The sequence below is a fragment of the Shewanella sp. UCD-KL12 genome (assembly GCF_001957125.1).
In the GTDB taxonomy this organism is placed as follows: domain Bacteria; phylum Pseudomonadota; class Gammaproteobacteria; order Enterobacterales; family Shewanellaceae; genus Shewanella.
In genome coordinates, this window is sequence record NZ_MPHJ01000017.1 from 1 (window position 1) to 16848 (window position 16848).

Genomic DNA, 16848 nt, shown 5'->3' on the forward strand with positions numbered 1-16848 from the left:
CTAGGGATCGTCGCCTAGGTAAGCCATTACCTTACCTACTAGCTAATCCCACCTAGACTCATCTAATCGCGAAAGGCCCGAAGGTCCCCTCCTTTCCCCCGTAGGGCGTATGCGGTATTAGCAGTCGTTTCCAACTGTTATCCCCCACGACTAGGCAGATATCTAGGCATTACTCACCCGTCCGCCGCTCGACAGCAAAGGTGCAAGCACCTTTCTGTTTCCGCTCGACTTGCATGTGTTAGGCCTGCCGCCAGCGTTCAATCTGAGCCATGATCAAACTCTTCAATTAAAGTTTTTTGTTCTCACCCGATTAAGGATGAAGAACGGCTCAATGAATTATACTGTTTATATAAGTGACTCGAACTAAGTTCGAATCTATGAACATTCATTCATTGAGTAAATTTTTGATTGCTTCCTAAGAAGCAATTTCGAATAACTCAATACCTGTGAATGTCCACACAGATTTCTTGTTTCGTATTGTTAAAGAGCTTGGTGCTAAGTAGCACCGCCGTTGACGCTAGGTCGAAGGCTTATTCACTCAATTAAGAGCTACTTGCCAAGGCTATTCGTCTTGGCTAGGGAGGCGTATTCTACACTTCCCGTTGTTGGCGTCAAGTGCTTTTTAAAACTTAATTTCAAACGTTTAAAACGAAGAAACTAATTTAGCGCTCTTGCAGCCCTGACTAGCTACTTATCTTAGTTAGCTTATCGCTTAAGAAGACTGGTTTGCCGTGTCAGTGGGAGCGCATTATAGGGATGTCAGCCGCTATAGCAAGGGCTTTTTTGATAAAAATCGATGTTTTTTAGCCGCTAGCATTTAAGCACATATTACTCACTAGTTACCCCCAAAGTTACCCACAAACAACGAGGGTTTGTACATTTAACACTCTATTCCAAGTCTCATTAGTTAGGCCTTTTATCAAACTGGCTAACGCTAGTGCTCCTATATTCAAACTTCTATACATCTATGCCTCTAAACCTAGTAGATTTTTATTCGCTTTCCTAACCAATTGCTTCACCTGGAGATAGGGGATCAATTCAAAACCAGATAAATAGGCGTGTATATCAGCAATGACCAGCGATATTCCTTGATAGTGATAAATATTCCACTTCATATTTATGAAGGAATACTCAAGAATAGTGCTATTGCCGGCAAGCAAAACCACCAATACAAACGCTTAATCTTCACTATCAGTTTGTATTTATATTTGTAGCACTCATAAGGATTAGAACATGACGTTAGGACAACAGTTAAAGCAGTTCAGAACAGATAGAGGTTTTAGCCAACCAGAACTTGCAGAGCTAGCCGGCATTGAGCAATCATACTTGTCTAAACTTGAAAACGACAAGTCCGTCCCATCTAACGACACCTTTCGCGCACTATTAAGTGCGCTAACTATAACTGTCGAGCAATTTATTCACTCATTTGATCTTGTGAGAGATAGAAAGCAGCTCATTCAAATCCCTGACATCGAGCTTAAGCTTTCTCAAAAGGAGCGAAGAGCACTAAAGGATGTTAGGCGCTACCTATATATGGCAAGTACTCTGATTATTCTGGGAGTAACACTTTTTTATACAGGTTTTGGTAAACAGTTATTCAATGAGTCTCGCTATCAATACATATCACCAGGCATTATTCTAGCGGGTGAGCCTAATGATATCTTCCACTCTTGGCATAGCCTTATCAATACTAACACTAGCCAAGGTAGAGCAGCTATAAATGCGACTCGAGTAGAGATCGCCAAACGTAAGTATGAAGTGATCAAACTAAGCCAAGAAAACCGAGGGCAATTATTTGTCGAAAACTCTGATATGGGTAAAAGACAATTCCGCCTAGATAAAGTCGAACAAATACCGAGAGCTATCAACGCTTGGTTACAGATATTTGGTGTTTTACTGTTTTGCGGGGGGATTATGGGCTTTGTATTAGAGAAGCGTCTCAATAATTAAAATATTGGCAAACTCATTTTGGCTGAAGCAGGGGCTGTCACATTACAGGCTACAGCCAAAATGATTGAGATGAGACCAGAATGTTTAACTAGGTAAGCTTAGGGTTTAAAGACGCCAATCACATCCCCAGTCGCTTTTTCCGCTACTTTATCTTCAGTTTGCTGTTCTCGATAATCGCATTCAACGCACTCAACAGTTTCAATACCTTGCTCTTTAAATAGCACAATACTGTCGCTTGCTTTACATTTAGGGCACTTAGCTCCTGCAACAAAACGTTTTTTTAGCCTAACTTCAGTCACTTTACTCAACCTACTGTCTATCAAACTTATGAAGGGGATACTTTCAATTTCAACTATTTTGCCACAATCTAATTCAATTAACCTCATAATCACGGAATATGACTTTGTTTCTAGCACTGTGGTTCAATTCTGAGATATCATCTGTCGCAATATTACCCAGAACATCATCAGACCGTAATTCATGATATCCATCTCACAAGCTCAACTGATCCGCGGCACTAAAACGCTTCTGGATGAAACCTCTTTAACTATTTACCCTGGGCATAAGGTTGGCTTAGTCGGTGCAAATGGCACAGGAAAGTCTTCTTTACTAGCACTCATACTCGGAAAAATCAGCCTAGATAAGGGAGATATCTCTCTACCTAGTGGTTGGCAAATTGCTACCGTAGCACAGGAGACTCCTGCACTTGATGTCTCTGCACTAGATTATGTTATTGATGGCGATTTTGAGTTTCGTGAACTAGAAGCACAATTAAACCAAGCTCAGCTTGATGATAATGGTAACGAGATAGCTCACCTTCATGGAAAAATTGATGCTATTGGTGGCTACGCTATCCGTGCAAGAGCTGGTAGCCTGCTAGCAGGACTCGGATTCAGTGAACCAGAGCAAAGTAACCCTGTTAAGAGTTTTTCTGGTGGCTGGCGTATGCGCCTTAACTTAGCTCAAGCTCTTTTATGCCGCTCTGATCTGCTGCTTCTTGATGAACCTACTAACCACCTTGATTTAGATACTATGTACTGGCTCGAAGGCTGGATAAAAGCGTATCAAGGTACCTTGATATTAATCAGCCACGACAGGGATTTTATCGATGGAATCGTCGATGAAATTGTCCATGTTGAACACCATAAGCTTAACTATTATAAAGGTAACTACACGGCTTTTGAGCGTATTCGAGCTGAACGTATGGCTCAGCAGCAGGTAGCTTTTGAACGTCAACAAAAAGAACGAGCTCATATGCAGTCTTTTGTTGACCGGTTTCGTTACAAAGCCAGTAAAGCAAAACAGGCACAGAGTCGCTTGAAAGCGTTAGAAAGAATGACTGAGCTTCTTCCTTCTCAAGCCGATAGTCCCTTTCATATGGCGTTTCGCGATCCAGAAAGCTTACCGAACCCATTGGTCACTATGGAGCAGGTATCTGTTGGTTATGGTGACAAAGAAATTTTAAAGAGTGTGCACCTGAATTTAGTACCAGGTGCTCGCATAGGTCTGCTTGGTCGTAACGGTGCAGGTAAATCAACACTCATTAAGTTGCTATCCGAAGAGCTTAAGCCTATGAAGGGCAAGTATGAGACTAACCCAGGTCTAAATATTGGTTACTTTGCTCAACATCAATTAGAAAGCTTACGTTTAGATGATTCTCCTCTACAGCATTTGACTCGCTTAGCGCCTACCCACCGTGAGCAGGAGTTAAGAAACTTTTTAGGGGGGTATGGCTTCAATGGCGATATGGTACTTTCCCCAGTCCGTCCATTCTCTGGTGGTGAGAAAGCACGTTTGGTTCTGGCATTACTCGTATGGCAAAGACCTAACTTGCTACTTTTAGATGAACCAACCAACCACCTCGATTTAGAGATGCGACATGCCCTAACCATGGCACTACAGACATTTGAAGGCGCTATGATTATCGTCTCTCACGATCGTCACTTATTAAGACTTAGCTGTAGCGATTACTACCTAGTAGACCAAGGTAAAGTTGTCAGCTTTAATGGCGATCTTGACGATTACCACCAATGGCTACTCGATGCCGCAAAAGCCGCTAATAAAGTAGAAGCCAGCACAGAGGTGAAACCAGCTCAAGATAAGAAGCTGCAGAAGCGCCTTGAAGCCGAACTTCGACAGAAACTATCGCCCCTGCGTAAAGTTCAGCTAAAACTTGAAAAGGCTCAACAACAGGCCAATGACCGTTTAAGTGAGCTCGAGACGATGCTTGCAGATATGAGCTTGTACGATGAAGAAAACAAAGCTAAGTTAACTCAAGTTCTTACTGAGCGAACAGCACTGACTCAAGCACTAGAAGAGAGTGAAATGGAGTGGCTAGAAGTACAAGAAAGTATCGAAGAAATTGAACTTCAAGTACGTTCTGAACTCTAGATAGATAACCCAAATAATAGAGAGTGGACTAGTTAACTAATTGCTAGCTAGGTTATATCCAAGGAAGTGACATGACATTTGTGAATCATTTTGATATTTCATTGTGGCAAGCATGCGATGACTATTATCTGCAACAACAAGCACTTTGCTTGTCATTACAAGATGAACACCAGCTCAATGTAAACTTACTACTCCTTTCAATCTGGCTTGATAGACAGGATTACCTATTAAGCCTGAAAGACTGGACACAACTCCATCAAGAGACAATGCACTGGGAGGAGCGTGTTTTACTCCCATATAGAAAGCTGCGTAAGCTGAGTAAAAATAGCTTAGTCGCCGAAGAGTATCAGCAAATGCTTGATGTCGAGTTAATGTTAGAGAGAAAGTCTCAAGGTAGGATCTTGCATAAACTTAAGCAGCTACTTCATAGTGGAGAATCATCAAATTTGGCCATTTATCTGAGTTTATTTAACTTGAACAAGGCAGATTTCCCCTCACTTGAAAGCTAGCTCATAACGGCGGGTTTAAAACGCTAAACCCGCTCTTATCATTTACCTCTACTGTGCCAGTATCGAAACCGCTCAACATTAGCGTTTAAGATGTTAACCTCTGCGCCAGCAAGGTTGCATTTCTAGCCGTCATACCATAAATAGACAACTGGGGATTAGCCCCTAAACTAGTTGGAAAAACTGAACCATCCATAACCGATAAGTTTTCATAATAGTGCGAACTACCTTCACTATTGACCATAGAGAGCTTGAGATCTTCACCAAGTGGACACCCTCCCATGACATGAGCTGATGCCACGACTGTTTTTAACGGCCCCAGATCTAATTGGCTTATTGCACTTTTTGCCGCTTGCCAACTATTGAGGTAATCAGCACCTTCAGTAATAGGCAAAACTTGTTTAGCCCCGGCGGCAAATTGTAACTCAGCCATACTCAAAAAAGACCGTCTAGCGGCATCCCAAAAAGTTTTTGTAAGCGGGTAATCTAGAACAAAACCGTTATCAGTAAGTTGAACCTCTCCCCCCTGACTTTGATCATGATAACCATCGCGAACTAGCGCTATGGTTACCTGAAGTTGGTTAAACTGCTCCATTAAGGCTGCGTGACTCTTACCATAGCCTAAAGTTTTTGAAGCTATCAAAATAGGGTGAACCGGAGGAACCTCTAGTTTATAACCTAGCTCGCCTCCCGCACCTTGTTTCCAGACAAATTCATCAGAATATATCGATTGCGGTGCACCACTATGCCCATTAATTGGATCGCTAAAAATAGCACCACTCAGTAGTGTTGGATGTAAAAAGGTACGCTTACCCAATAGTTGGTTAGGATCGGTCGCTTTAGATCGCATTAAAATAGTCGGCGTATGTATTGCCCCAGCAGCTAAAATATAGTGCTTAGCCTTAAAAACTAATTGTACAGATGTCGGTTGAAGCTGCTCATTCAGAGCCAGGGCTTTCACAGCTGTGATTTTGTCATTGTGGTGTTCAAGCATACTCACCTTTGCTCTACTGACTAATATCGCACCTTTATCTAATGCTGCAGGTATGGTGGTCACTAACATAGATTGCTTGGCATTAACTGGACAGCCCATTCCGCAGTAACCAGTATTCCAGCAGCCTTTCACGTTTCTCTTAATGACTGTATGTTCCCAGCCTAACTTTTCGCAGCCTTGCTGCAATGCTTGGTTGTTTCGATTCGGCTGGTATTCCCATTTAGAGATATTTAACCTTTGCTCCATCTTCTCAAACCATGGATCAAGCGCGTCTCTGGATAAGCCATTTACAGCTTTCTCTTTGGCCCAAAAATCTAAGGCCGCTTTGGGCGTCCTAATTGAAGTTGTCCAATTAACCGTTGTAGAACCACCTACAGCCCTCCCTTGGAAAATACCAATCGCTTTATCTTTGGTTTTCATTGCAGCAGCTTGTTGATACAAGTTTGGATAAGCACGGCGCTCTTCCATATTGAAGCTTTCGGATGATTTAAGGGGGCCACCTTCTATAATAATCACTGACAAACCAGCATCGGTTAGAATTTCAGCCGCTACTCCGCCACCAGCACCACTACCAACAATAACAACATCAGCTTCTAACGACTGATCTTGGCTTAGGCTGCTAGCATCTATATGTTTCCAGCCAGAGGACAAACCTTCTTTGATAGGATCTTGTATTGCCACTGAATTACTCCGCTCACACTATTATTGTTGTTATCAATTGCTCAATATCGAAAGGCTCTTTGTCGCCATATGTATTTGCAACATAATTTATGATGCTAGAAATGTCGGTTTGGCATAATTCAAGCGACTCCAGTGCTCAGGGCTGGAGTAATAGCTCGCAAGAACCAACTCACGCAGCCCTTGATAAGCTGTGACCATCAGCTCCAAAAAGCTATTTCTCCAATACTCAAGCATATCAATCAGCTCACCCGGCTTACGCATCATTAACGGAGTCATGCTCCCCGTTAACACAAGTAGCCCGAGTCTATTTTCAAGCATGCTTAATAACTGCTCCAGCTCTGCTTGCCCATCTTCAGGTAATAGCAAAATAGTATGAGCAATTGCATCTAAGGTACGGTTTTGTGCTTCAATACGGAGTTTCTCAACCTCAGGCAATGCCCCATCTAGAAAAACGGGCAGTAAGACGCTAAACAGTAACCGATGCTCACTGTCTAGGGCCTTGTTGACCTTAATATGATCGGCTTCATATAGATTTACACCGAGTGCCAATGCAGCCGAACCGACTAGGGCAGTGGTTAAAAAAGTACGTCGCTCCATGATATCCCTTCATAATATTTTTTATATAGGATACAGACCCACACCATTCAGCTAAGTCATTGCACCAGGGCATTACAGCAAACTAAATTGAGAAGATTAATGTCAATTACAGGTATGCTAGAATACAAACTTAGTATTAATTAAACACACGTTTTAATTTTCAGCAATAGCCAATTTATATGATGAGAAACTTTTCTCCCCCTTGGTGGGCTAGAAACCCCCACATTCAAACGATATTACCTGTGCTTACAAAGGTGGACAGACCAGTATTGTCTCGACAACGCTTAGAGCTTAGCGACGGCGATTTCATTGATCTAGATTGGCTAGGCAAGCCTAAAAAATCTGCACCTATTATTGTCATAATTCATGGTTTAGAGGGGAGCTCAGAGTCTCATTACGTGCGTAGACTTCTGGCCGATTGTTCAGCGCAATCGCTATGCGCTGTTGTACATCACCATAGAAGTTGTTCTGGTGAAAGTAACCGTAAAGCACGCAGCTATCACAGCGGTGATACACAAGATTTGCAAGAGCACCTAACTTGGATTAAAAGCCATTATCCTGATTCGCCACTTTTTGCCGTGGGCTATAGCTTAGGTGGAAATGTGTTAACTAAATACTTAGGTGAATATGCAGATCAAAGCTTAATAGAAAAAGCCGTCGTGGTATCCGCCCCACTCGCTTTGTCGGCATGTGCTAAGCGCCTAGAAAAAGGCTTCTCTAAGGTTTATCAAAGTTACTTAATCAAACAGCTGCAACAGAAAGTAAAAAACAAGGTCAATAACCCACTATTAGCAGATCAAATACCGGTGTCATTATCTGAAATACCTCAATTGCGTACCTTTTATGAATTCGACCACCGGATTACTGCCCCTTTACACGGGTTTAATGGTGCAGATGATTACTACTACAGAGCCAGTGGCATGCGCTTCTTACAGGATATTCATCGTCCAACTCTGGTGATCCATGCTGCTGACGATCCATTTATGAATGAAGATGTCATTCCGAATATAAACCAGTGCGCCAGCAAAGTGACCTATGAGCTGCATAACAAGGGAGGACATGTTGGCTTTATTGATGGTGGTACCCCTTTTAAACCTAGATATTACCTAGAGCAGCGGATACTTAATTTTTTAACATCTTAACCTATAAAGAGAATTCAAGATGCTTGTCCCCTATGACTCATTAATACAGCTACCTAAGACAACGGTTGATAATTTAATTAAGGAATACCTTCTCACTCAAGTTGAAGATGGTGGCTTTTCTGATACTGATGATATGGCACTCATCTCCGCCACCAATCAATGTAAAGACCGACTAAAACAAGGGCTGCTAATCGTCGAATATAGTGAAGATGATGAATCTATAGCCATCAGACAGGCTGAGCATATTAAGCGATAAAACAGTTTACCTCAGATAATGTAAATTTGACCTACTAGCTGTGATTACCGTATAACTAAGTGCTTACAAAAAAATAGCAATCAGCAGTTTTATTATCTTGGCTAAGGTCGATCTTTAAGGCCAGTAGATTCAAGTTCCATTTTAGGAAATGTCATGTCAGCAAAACATCCCATTATCGCAGTAACAGGTTCCTCAGGGGCTGGTACCACGACAACCACAACGGCTTTCAAGCATATTTTCCGCCAACTAGGGATCAATGCCGCAACTGTTGAAGGCGATAGTTTTCATCATTACACTCGACCCGAAATGGAGTTAAAGATTCGCCAGGCGCAAACAGATAATAAAAACATCAGTTATTTTGGCCCTGAAGCAAACGACTTTGAAAGATTAGAGCAGTGTTTTAGCGATTACAGCTCAACAGGTCAGGGCGAAACTCGTGCTTATCTACACACCTTTGATGAAGCCGTCCCTTTTAATCAAATGCCAGGTACTTTTACTCAATGGCACCCTCTGCCAGAAAATACCGATATGCTTTATTACGAAGGGTTACATGGTGGAGTGAAAACCGATAGTTGCAATGTAGCTGAACATGTCGACCTGCTTATTGGCATGGTACCTATTGTGAACTTAGAGTGGATTCAAAAAATTATTCGTGACACCTCCGATAGAGGGCATAGCAGAGAAAAAGTAATGGGCTCAATTGTGCGGAGTATGGATGATTATATTAACCATATGACGCCGCAATTTTCACGTACTCATATTAACTTTCAGCGTGTCCCTACTGTAGACACGTCTAATCCATTCAGCGCTAAGAACATACCTAGCCTAGATGAAAGCTTTGTTGTGATCCGCTTTCGCGGTATTAAGAATGTTGACTTCCCTTACTATCTTAAAATGATTGAGGGCTCATTTATGTCACGTATAAACACTATGGTTGTACCTGGCGGTAAAATGTCTCTTGCTATGGAGTTGATACTTACCCCACTCATTAGAGACCTTCAGGAAAAACGTCAGCAACTTCTTTCACTTGATAATGAAGAGACTTAATTTAGCTCATACAAAAGCTTAAGATTCGTTTAATACAGATCTTGTAGACTAGCTCTCGTCGGGATTTCAGGCGAAAGACTGATGAGTTAGCATGCTCTTGGGAGTAAATTCCCCCATCTTGATCTGTTTGTTTCCTTGAGTGTGCTGGCTATTCCTAATACTGTTAATTTCTAAGTAAATTCCACGCTCATGCTTGATCTGTTTGTTTCCTTGAGTGTGCTGGCTATTCCCTTCTAAGAAGATCCTAGAAGCTAGCTACTCCATTCAATAATAAATTCCATATTCATGCTTGATCTGCTTCTCGAAGTAAAAAGTTCTTGAACTTGCTGACTATTCCCTTCTAAGAAGATCCTTGAAACTAGCGACTTCATCCAATAAAGAAAATCAAAAAAGCCAGTTAGGATCACCAACTGGCTTAATAAATAACTCAACATAATGCTCCGTGAATGACACCTAGGAACTCTTAACTCGCTGCTAAGACCTTGCTTAATCCATCAAAGGGATCACTTCACGAAAAGGCTTATTTTGCTGATATGTTTGCAACCTCTGCTCAAATTCATCTGAACGATTTACCATCTCAGTGTTCTTAAGTGCGTCAATAGCTCTTTGCTGCGTAGCGACAGCTGAATGGTAATCCCCTGTCTCAGCATAGGCTGCAGCGAGATTATCTAAATTCGTTGGATCTTCATGATTAAGCTCTACTAAGCTTTGCGCTAATTTTACTGCTTTATCACCGTTACGGTATTGAGCTTCAGGGCATGTCGCTAAAATCCAAGCAACATTACCTAGCGAGACTTCATCACCCACTGAGTTAAACTGCTCTACAGCTTTACCGCAGTTTCTTTCGATCCCCTCTCCACCAGCAGCATAGATGAAGCCCAATCTGAAATTAGCCCACTTGTTGCCTTGCTCACTTAATGACAAATACCAATGTTCAGCTGTAACAAGATCGCGTTCAATGATATTTCCTTCAAAAGAGAGGTCTGCTAGCGTTTGCTGAGCTTTAGGGTGACCCTGTTGGGCAGCTGCAGCCATCCACTCTACGCCCAACTTTTGATCTTCTAGTACAAATCGACCAGAAAGATACATCAGCCCAAGTAGAAACTCAGCCTCTTTCTCTCCTTCAGCCGCTTTGAGCTGAATATGTGCGACTTTACTAGCTGAAACGGCCGTTTTAGGCTGAGGAATTGAAAATGCATGAGCAACACTACTGGTCAACAAAGTAGAGATAAGACCTGCAGTTAAAATAATTGGATAGAATTTCATTTTCAACTCCTGATAAAACACGCCTAAGTGATAAAGCGTAATGCTACGACCCAAAAACAATAGTGAAATCAGCTTTATAACAAAATAAATTTGAGAAGCCAATTAGCACAAAAAATACTATTTCATTGAGTTAGCCAGATTTATAAGACAAAGTCGAGAAAAAAGCGTATTTCTCCATACATTATCACTTTAACTACCAGCCTAAGTTAGGCAAGAACATTGAATTATCCCATTTTAATAGCCTAATCAAGCCGTTTTATACATATTTACATGGTATTAGTTGACATATATTACTAATGTATCAAAATAAACTTTATTGTAAGTGAGTTACGAAGATTCATTTATTCTAAAGTTAGACCTTTATCTAGGTTTTGCTGAGTAAACTAACGTAAACTGCTCAACAAGAACATTCTTGTATTAATTTTAAACAGTCGAGGAACATAGGCATGGCTCTTATTGGTAAGCCTAAACCAGATCCTACTTTGGAATGGTTTTTATCACACTGTCACATTCATAAGTACCCAGCCAAGAGCACTTTGATCCACGCTGGTGAAGAATCAGATACGCTGTACTACATCGTCAAAGGTTCTGTAGCGGTTTTAATTAAAGATGAAGAAGGCAAAGAGATGATTCTCTCTTACCTAAACCAAGGTGACTTCATCGGTGAACTAGGTCTGTTTGAAGAGCAAGCTGAACGTACAGCTTGGGTTCGCGCCAAACAGCCATGTGAAATTGCAGAAATTTCTTATAAGAAGTTCAAACAACTTATTCAGGTAAACCCTGAAATTTTGATGAAACTTTCTTCTCAGATGGCATACCGCCTACACAGCACAAGTCAGAAAGTTGGTGACTTAGCCTTCTTGGATGTTGCTGGAAGAATTGCCCAGACATTACTGCACTTGGCTAAGCAGCCAGATGCAATGACTCACCCTGATGGAATGCAGATTAAGATCACACGTCAGGAAATTGGTCAAATTGTAGGTTGTTCTCGCGAGACTGTTGGTCGAATCCTAAAAATGCTTGAAGAGCAAAGCCTTATACAAGCACATGGTAAAACCATCGTGGTATACGGTACCCGATAAGCTAACATTAAGTTAGGTTTAAGACAGCTTCGATAAAGTGGCCTGAGATAATCTCAGGCCATTTTTTTTGGAGACATTTTAATGACAAGGGCACTGTTCATCATCTTGTTAGCTCTTGCGTCTTTTTCAATTCAAAAAGCACAAGGTTCAGCCCTAATCGAGCTAGAACACTACCAAGCAAAACACTTAGTTAGCGCTGGAAAAATCCTTTCTTTAGATGTCACTCTCTCCAAGAGTAAACATTTCTGTTATGGTAAGCTCATCGATGCCCATCTCTATCAAGAAAAGGGAAAGTGGCGTTATGATTTGCAAATTAAATCCCAACGTGGCCAAATTATAGATCTGAGTCTAGATGCAAGCACTGGACGCCCTGATCCCTATAAACCATTGCCATCAGGTTGTAGAGCTTTTGAAGACTAGCTCTGGCCATAACGAAATGACAGGTTATTATGAAATTACTGCTCGTTGAAGATAATGCACTACTTGTAGAAGAACTAGAAAAGCAGCTAAAGCTTGCAGGTTATGTCACTGACGTTACCGATAAAGCAGCAGAAGCAGACTACCTCCTAAAAGAGACAAATTACGATTGTGTCATTCTAGATATCGGCCTTCCCGACGGTAATGGGCTAGAGCTACTCGAAAAGTGGCGTAACCAAGGCTTTAATACTCCAGTTATCATGCTGACAGCTCGTAGCCAATGGCATGAAAAGGTTGAAGGCTTTAATGCAGGCGCAGATGACTACTTAGGGAAGCCTTTCCACACTCAGGAGCTACTAGCCAGAATCCATGCACTGATTCACCGCGCCCACGGTAAAGCAAGCTCACCAACCAAAGAACTTAGCTTTTCTGGCATCACACTTGATGAAAACCAACAGTCTGTGATGGTAGAAGACAGAAACTTCGAACTAACAGCAATGGAGTTTAGGCTACTTAAGATATTCTTGATGTCGCCTAAGAAGTTACTCTCTAAATCGCAACTCACCGATAAGCTCTATCAATTTGATGATGAGAAAGAGAGTAACGTCGTTGAAGTGTATGTCACCCACTTACGAAAAAAGCTTGGTAAAACAGCCATTGAGACTAGACGTGGACAAGGTTATATCTTCCACGGCATCAAAGAATGATCTCAATCCGTACTAAGCTGAGCCTATGGCTTACTGCTTTAGTTATTATTTCAACTGCAATCGGCATCGGTTTTTTCGAAACGATGCTGAGGCAAGCGTTTCATGACTCCATCATCGCCAGATTACAGGAAGATCTTGAGCAAGTTCTACTCGCAACTCAATTTCAAGACGATACTCTGACCATAGATCAAACCCAACTTTCTGGTTTTTATAAACCCGTTTTCTCCGGCCGTTATTACCAACTGAATATGGCTGGGCAAGAGGTGCGATCCCGCTCCCTTTGGGATCAAAAGCTTGATATAAAAATGCTTGAGAAAGGGGAAAGCCGAGTTTGGCAGACCAAAGGTCCGCAGAACCATGATATCCAACTGTTATCACTAGGTTTGGGCTCTAACTCACTTGATGTTGTTGCGACACTAACCGTGGCACAAGATCTTAGTATTGGACGCAAAATTTTCACCCAAATCTATGGAACAAAACTGGGTGTCAACTTGGCCATGCTGCTGGCTATGATAACCGGGATCTTTCTTGTTTTAAGACAATCTTTTAAACCTGTCCATCAAATCCAACAAGTATTATCGAAGTTGAGAGAGGGAGAGATCACCTCATTAGAGGTCAACAATATTCCTCCGGAGCTTAGACCACTAGCGACGACTTACAATGAGCTACTTGTATACTCTAGTAAACAGATAGAACGTAGCCGGAATAATATTGGTAACCTAAGTCATGGATTAAAAACCCCTCTGGCAGTGATGCAGCAGCAAGTTGAAGCATTAGGGCTAAAAGATCCTGAAGCTGCGATTGCAATGCAAAAGCAACTCGATCTCGTACATAAGATGATTGAACGTAAGTTAGCTTCAGCGAGGATCACTGGGGATATGCTGCCTGCAGCCCAAATGCAGCTGCCTAAAGATCTTCAAGACCTCTGTAATACCTTGAGTAAAGTACACTTTAGCAAAGCCTTACAATGCAACATCAGCATTCCAGAAACGATACCTAGGCTACCACTTCATCGTGAAGACGGGATGGAGTTAATCGGTAATTTGCTTGATAACGCCCATAAATGGGCGAGCAGCAGAGTAGACGTTACAGCCATGACCCATGGAGAGGCTATCACCTTAATCATTGAGGATGATGGGCCAGGGGTTGAAACTGAAGAGCTAGAGTTACTCACCAATCGTGGCAAACGAATGGATGAAGCAACGATGGGCCACGGCCTTGGCCTTTCCATCGTCAAAGACATTGCAGAGCAATATGAAATTGAACTGACCTTTTCGCACAGCGACTTAGGTGGGCTCAAAATCAGCTTAGCGTTTTAGTAAAAGACTCCTTTAATGCAATTGGTATTAAAGAGGTGGCCTGCACATCGTTCAGGCCACCTCTTTAATAAAGCGATTAAGCAATATACCTAGCTGGCGTTAGTGCTCTCAAATATCTTATCTGCAGAAGCAGCCACGAAGCCTGTGTAAAGCGTTCCATCAGCTTTAGGGTAACGTAGTGCAAACTCATAAAAGCAGCTTGGGATCTCTTTCTGAGAGTCTCTGAAGTCAACTGTAATACGGTCAGCCATTGTAGATGATTGCTCCAGTAGCACTTCTGCAGATCCTTTTACTTCTCCGCCAGCAGAGTTCAGAACGAAGCCAGCATTTTTAAGCGCCTCATTAACATCCAGAATATTACTAAACTCTGGTAAATGATTAATAGACACTGTGAAGTGATTCGCTCTATAACCAAATGCTGCAACCCAAGCCGCATACTCACTTTCAGCAAGCAACGCATCATAAGTCGCTGAGTCCAGCTGCCAATGACGTCCTGAGTAGATGAAGTTATCCGCTTTAGTCGCTTCAACATCAACCTGCTCAATCAAAGCGGTTATCGTTTCTTGTAATTCGTCACTAAACTCTTCAACCAATAGCTCAGAGATAAACACTTTCGGCTGTGTCGCATCAGGGTGCTCAAAATGCTTTGCCTTTAGTTTCTTGGCTTCAAAATGATAATCACCACAATCTTTGTAGCCTAATGCCTCAAAATGAGCAGATAAGACACTTAAATTAACCTTGGCAATATTGAAGGTACGCAGTGCGATATGGTCATTGATGATGGTTTCGCCTTTAGATAGCAGCTGATGAACTTTAACAGCTGAAGGCGTCATCTTTAGGTAATCACTCCAAAGGTTTTCAAACAATTCATTAATATCTGTGTGCATCATTTTTCCTTAATGACATCAATTCATACGCTGGTTTTATTTTTCAAGATCTAAATACAGCTTAAAGTAACCAGAAAGCTTCATACTTTCTGTACATAAAAAAGGGAAACACCTCAAGGTGTTCCCCATATACTCGTAACCAGCTTATAAACTTAAACCTGGGCTCAAGTTAGCGGGTAAGCTAACCTCATCGGCTTCAACTGAAGCGACAGGGTAGGCACAGTAATCGGCAGCATAAAACGCACTCGCTCTATGGTTACCCGAGGCGCCGACGCCACCAAAAGGTGCAGCACCAGAAGCGCCTGTTATCTGTTTATTCCAATTGACGATACCAGCACGAATACGCGCTAAGAAGTAATCATAATCATCGCGACTATCAGCCAAAATACCCGCTGAAAGACCATATCGAGTATCATTAGCAAGTTTGATCGCCTCATCAAAATCACTATATCGTATCACTTGTAAAAGCGGGCCGAAGTACTCTTCATCAGGTAACTCAATAACTTTACTTACATCGATAAGGCCAGGAGAAACAAGCCCTGTTCCCTCTTCGATATGAGTCAACTCAACTAAAGAGCTTGCACCTAGGTTAAGTAAATTACGTTGTGCTTCAACCATGCCTTTTGCAGCAGTTTCTGAGATCATTGAGCCCATGAATGGTTGAGGTTGAGCATTCCAAGCGCCTACTTTTATCTGTTTAACAGCTTCTGTAAGCTGAACAAGTAGCTCATCGCCCTCACTGCCCTTTTCAACGTAGAGTCGGCGTGCACATGTACAACGCTGACCTGAAGAGATAAAGGCCGACTGGATAATGTCATGAACTGCAGCTTTGGTGTCTTTAACCCCTTTAATAATAAGCGGGTTATTACCACCCATTTCAAGAGCCAAAATTTTGCCAGGCTCACCAGCATATTGCTGATGCAGGATATGACCCGTTCTTGAGCTACCCGTAAAGAATAATCCATCAATTTGAGGATGCGAAGCCAGTGCCTTACCTGTTTCAACTTCGCCCTGAACTAAGTTGATTACACCTGTAGGCAGACCCGCTTTGTCCCATAACTTCAGCATCAACTCCGCAACTTTTGGGGTTAACTCTGATGGTTTAAACACTACGGTATTACCAGCAAGAAGCGCTGGTACAATATGACCGTTTGGAAGGTGGCCAGGGAAGTTATAAGGACCAAATACCGCCACAACACCATGAGGTTTATGACGTAGTACTGCACGGCCTGCAGGGATATCATTTTCACTACTACCGGTACGCTTGTGGTACGCCGCAACTGACAGACCAATCTTACCTATCATGGCACCTGCTTCTGTTGCAGTTTCCCACTGAGGCTTACCCGTCTCTTGAGCAATAACTTCAGCAATTTCAGCTTTACTCTCTTCAAGCTGGGCTTTATATGCTTCAACAATGGCAAGACGTGATTCAAAACCTAGCATAAACCAATCAAACTGTGCATCGCGAGCGGCATCAACGGCACTATTAACTTGTTCAGCAGTTGCAGTTTTACTAGTCCAAATCACTTCTTTATTTGCAGGGTTTGTTGAGGTCACTTCATGACCTAGGCCTTCTACCCATTGACCTTTGATAAATTGTGTCATT

At 42.1% G+C, this 16848-nt stretch carries 16 protein-coding genes and 1 rRNA gene; 10 read left to right on the forward strand and 7 right to left on the reverse strand.

Features of this window, described 5'->3' with window-relative positions:
- A 16S ribosomal RNA gene (locus tag BM736_RS20630) occupies positions 1 to 289 on the reverse strand; the annotation flags it as partial.
- 944 nt (positions 290 to 1233) lie between these two features.
- On the opposite strand from BM736_RS20630, the gene BM736_RS20640 reads away from it, so the two are divergent.
- Positions 1234 to 1950 (forward strand): helix-turn-helix domain-containing protein, encoded by a 717-nt coding sequence (locus BM736_RS20640; protein ID WP_076415687.1) that lies wholly within the window; start codon positions 1234 to 1236, stop codon positions 1948 to 1950.
- A 98-nt stretch (positions 1951 to 2048) separates the two neighbouring features.
- Here BM736_RS20640 and BM736_RS20645 read toward each other — a convergent pair whose 3' ends face one another.
- On the reverse strand, positions 2049 to 2249 hold the full coding sequence (locus BM736_RS20645) for a YheV family putative zinc ribbon protein (RefSeq protein ID WP_083700423.1): 201 nt from the start codon (positions 2247 to 2249) through the stop codon (positions 2049 to 2051).
- Positions 2250 to 2430: 181 nt separating this feature from the next.
- Here BM736_RS20645 and BM736_RS20650 point away from each other — a divergent pair, with 181 nt between their 5' ends.
- Complete coding sequence (locus tag BM736_RS20650) at positions 2431 to 4341, forward strand: ABC transporter ATP-binding protein (RefSeq protein WP_076415689.1); 1911 nt, start codon at positions 2431 to 2433, stop codon at positions 4339 to 4341.
- A 71-nt stretch (positions 4342 to 4412) separates the two neighbouring features.
- Positions 4413 to 4850 (forward strand): TIGR02444 family protein, encoded by a 438-nt coding sequence (locus tag BM736_RS20655; protein WP_076415692.1) that lies wholly within the window; start codon positions 4413 to 4415, stop codon positions 4848 to 4850.
- Positions 4851 to 4935: 85 nt separating this feature from the next.
- On the opposite strand, the gene BM736_RS20660 is transcribed toward BM736_RS20655, so the two are convergent.
- Positions 4936 to 6522, reverse strand: a complete 1587-nt coding sequence (locus BM736_RS20660) for a GMC family oxidoreductase (protein ID WP_076415694.1) — start codon at positions 6520 to 6522, stop codon at positions 4936 to 4938.
- 87 nt (positions 6523 to 6609) lie between these two features.
- On the reverse strand, positions 6610 to 7119 hold the full coding sequence (locus BM736_RS20665; RefSeq protein ID WP_076415697.1) for a TAT leader-containing periplasmic protein: 510 nt from the start codon (positions 7117 to 7119) through the stop codon (positions 6610 to 6612).
- 179 nt (positions 7120 to 7298) lie between these two features.
- On the opposite strand from BM736_RS20665, the gene BM736_RS20670 reads away from it, so the two are divergent.
- The 3 genes from BM736_RS20670 (at position 7299) to BM736_RS20680 (ending at position 9564) form a co-directional block, all read left to right on the forward strand.
- Positions 7299 to 8261 (forward strand): hydrolase, encoded by a 963-nt coding sequence (locus BM736_RS20670; RefSeq protein WP_076415699.1) that lies wholly within the window; start codon positions 7299 to 7301, stop codon positions 8259 to 8261.
- Positions 8262 to 8280: 19 nt separating this feature from the next.
- Complete coding sequence (locus BM736_RS20675; protein WP_076415701.1) at positions 8281 to 8517, forward strand: YheU family protein; 237 nt, start codon at positions 8281 to 8283, stop codon at positions 8515 to 8517.
- Between the two features lie 153 nt (positions 8518 to 8670).
- Positions 8671 to 9564, forward strand: coding sequence for a phosphoribulokinase (locus BM736_RS20680; RefSeq protein ID WP_076415703.1), 894 nt, complete (start codon positions 8671 to 8673; stop codon positions 9562 to 9564).
- 486 nt (positions 9565 to 10050) lie between these two features.
- Here the strand turns inward: BM736_RS20680 and BM736_RS20685 are convergent, their stop codons facing one another.
- Positions 10051 to 10830 (reverse strand): tetratricopeptide repeat protein, encoded by a 780-nt coding sequence (locus tag BM736_RS20685; RefSeq protein ID WP_076415705.1) that lies wholly within the window; start codon positions 10828 to 10830, stop codon positions 10051 to 10053.
- A 446-nt stretch (positions 10831 to 11276) separates the two neighbouring features.
- Between BM736_RS20685 and crp the strand changes: the two genes are divergently transcribed.
- From crp to BM736_RS20705, 4 genes are all read left to right on the forward strand, one after another.
- Complete coding sequence (gene crp, locus BM736_RS20690; RefSeq protein ID WP_012144207.1) at positions 11277 to 11912, forward strand: cAMP-activated global transcriptional regulator CRP; 636 nt, start codon at positions 11277 to 11279, stop codon at positions 11910 to 11912.
- Positions 11913 to 11993: 81 nt separating this feature from the next.
- Positions 11994 to 12332, forward strand: a complete 339-nt coding sequence (locus tag BM736_RS20695; protein ID WP_076415708.1) for a PepSY domain-containing protein — start codon at positions 11994 to 11996, stop codon at positions 12330 to 12332.
- Between the two features lie 29 nt (positions 12333 to 12361).
- A complete protein-coding gene (locus tag BM736_RS20700; RefSeq protein WP_076415711.1) occupies positions 12362 to 13036 on the forward strand; it encodes a response regulator transcription factor in 675 nt (224 codons plus the stop codon).
- Positions 13033 to 14355: an ATP-binding protein gene (locus BM736_RS20705; RefSeq protein WP_076415714.1), complete on the forward strand. Its 1323-nt coding sequence runs from the start codon at positions 13033 to 13035 to the stop codon at positions 14353 to 14355. Before BM736_RS20700 ends, BM736_RS20705 begins: the two co-directional genes overlap by 4 nt.
- A gap of 89 nt (positions 14356 to 14444) precedes the next feature.
- Here BM736_RS20705 and BM736_RS20710 read toward each other — a convergent pair whose 3' ends face one another.
- Both BM736_RS20710 and astD read right to left on the reverse strand, forming a co-directional pair.
- Positions 14445 to 15242, reverse strand: a complete 798-nt coding sequence (locus tag BM736_RS20710; protein ID WP_076415716.1) for a DUF1338 domain-containing protein — start codon at positions 15240 to 15242, stop codon at positions 14445 to 14447.
- 144 nt (positions 15243 to 15386) lie between these two features.
- On the reverse strand, positions 15387 to 16847 hold the full coding sequence (astD, locus tag BM736_RS20715) for a succinylglutamate-semialdehyde dehydrogenase (RefSeq protein ID WP_076415718.1): 1461 nt from the start codon (positions 16845 to 16847) through the stop codon (positions 15387 to 15389).
- Between the last annotated feature and the right edge of the window lies 1 nt (position 16848).

Bases quoted from the DNA above. Each gene is read 5' to 3' on its own strand.
- BM736_RS20640 (WP_076415687.1), top strand. From the start codon at position 1,234: ATGACGTTAGGACAACAGTTAAAGCAGTTCAGAACAGATAGAGGTTTT.
- BM736_RS20670 (WP_076415699.1), top strand. From the start codon at position 7,299: ATGATGAGAAACTTTTCTCCCCCTTGGTGGGCTAGAAACCCCCACATT.
- BM736_RS20655 (WP_076415692.1), top strand. From the start codon at position 4,413: ATGACATTTGTGAATCATTTTGATATTTCATTGTGGCAAGCATGCGAT.
- BM736_RS20705 (WP_076415714.1), top strand. From the start codon at position 13,033: ATGATCTCAATCCGTACTAAGCTGAGCCTATGGCTTACTGCTTTAGTT.
- BM736_RS20695 (WP_076415708.1), top strand. From the start codon at position 11,994: ATGACAAGGGCACTGTTCATCATCTTGTTAGCTCTTGCGTCTTTTTCA.
- BM736_RS20685 (WP_076415705.1), bottom strand. From the start codon at position 10,830: ATGAAATTCTATCCAATTATTTTAACTGCAGGTCTTATCTCTACTTTG.
- BM736_RS20675 (WP_076415701.1), top strand. From the start codon at position 8,281: ATGCTTGTCCCCTATGACTCATTAATACAGCTACCTAAGACAACGGTT.
- crp (WP_012144207.1), top strand. From the start codon at position 11,277: ATGGCTCTTATTGGTAAGCCTAAACCAGATCCTACTTTGGAATGGTTT.
- astD (WP_076415718.1), bottom strand. From the start codon at position 16,847: ATGACACAATTTATCAAAGGTCAATGGGTAGAAGGCCTAGGTCATGAA.
- BM736_RS20700 (WP_076415711.1), top strand. From the start codon at position 12,362: ATGAAATTACTGCTCGTTGAAGATAATGCACTACTTGTAGAAGAACTA.
- BM736_RS20665 (WP_076415697.1), bottom strand. From the start codon at position 7,119: ATGGAGCGACGTACTTTTTTAACCACTGCCCTAGTCGGTTCGGCTGCA.
- BM736_RS20680 (WP_076415703.1), top strand. From the start codon at position 8,671: ATGTCAGCAAAACATCCCATTATCGCAGTAACAGGTTCCTCAGGGGCT.
- BM736_RS20650 (WP_076415689.1), top strand. From the start codon at position 2,431: ATGATATCCATCTCACAAGCTCAACTGATCCGCGGCACTAAAACGCTT.
- BM736_RS20710 (WP_076415716.1), bottom strand. From the start codon at position 15,242: ATGCACACAGATATTAATGAATTGTTTGAAAACCTTTGGAGTGATTAC.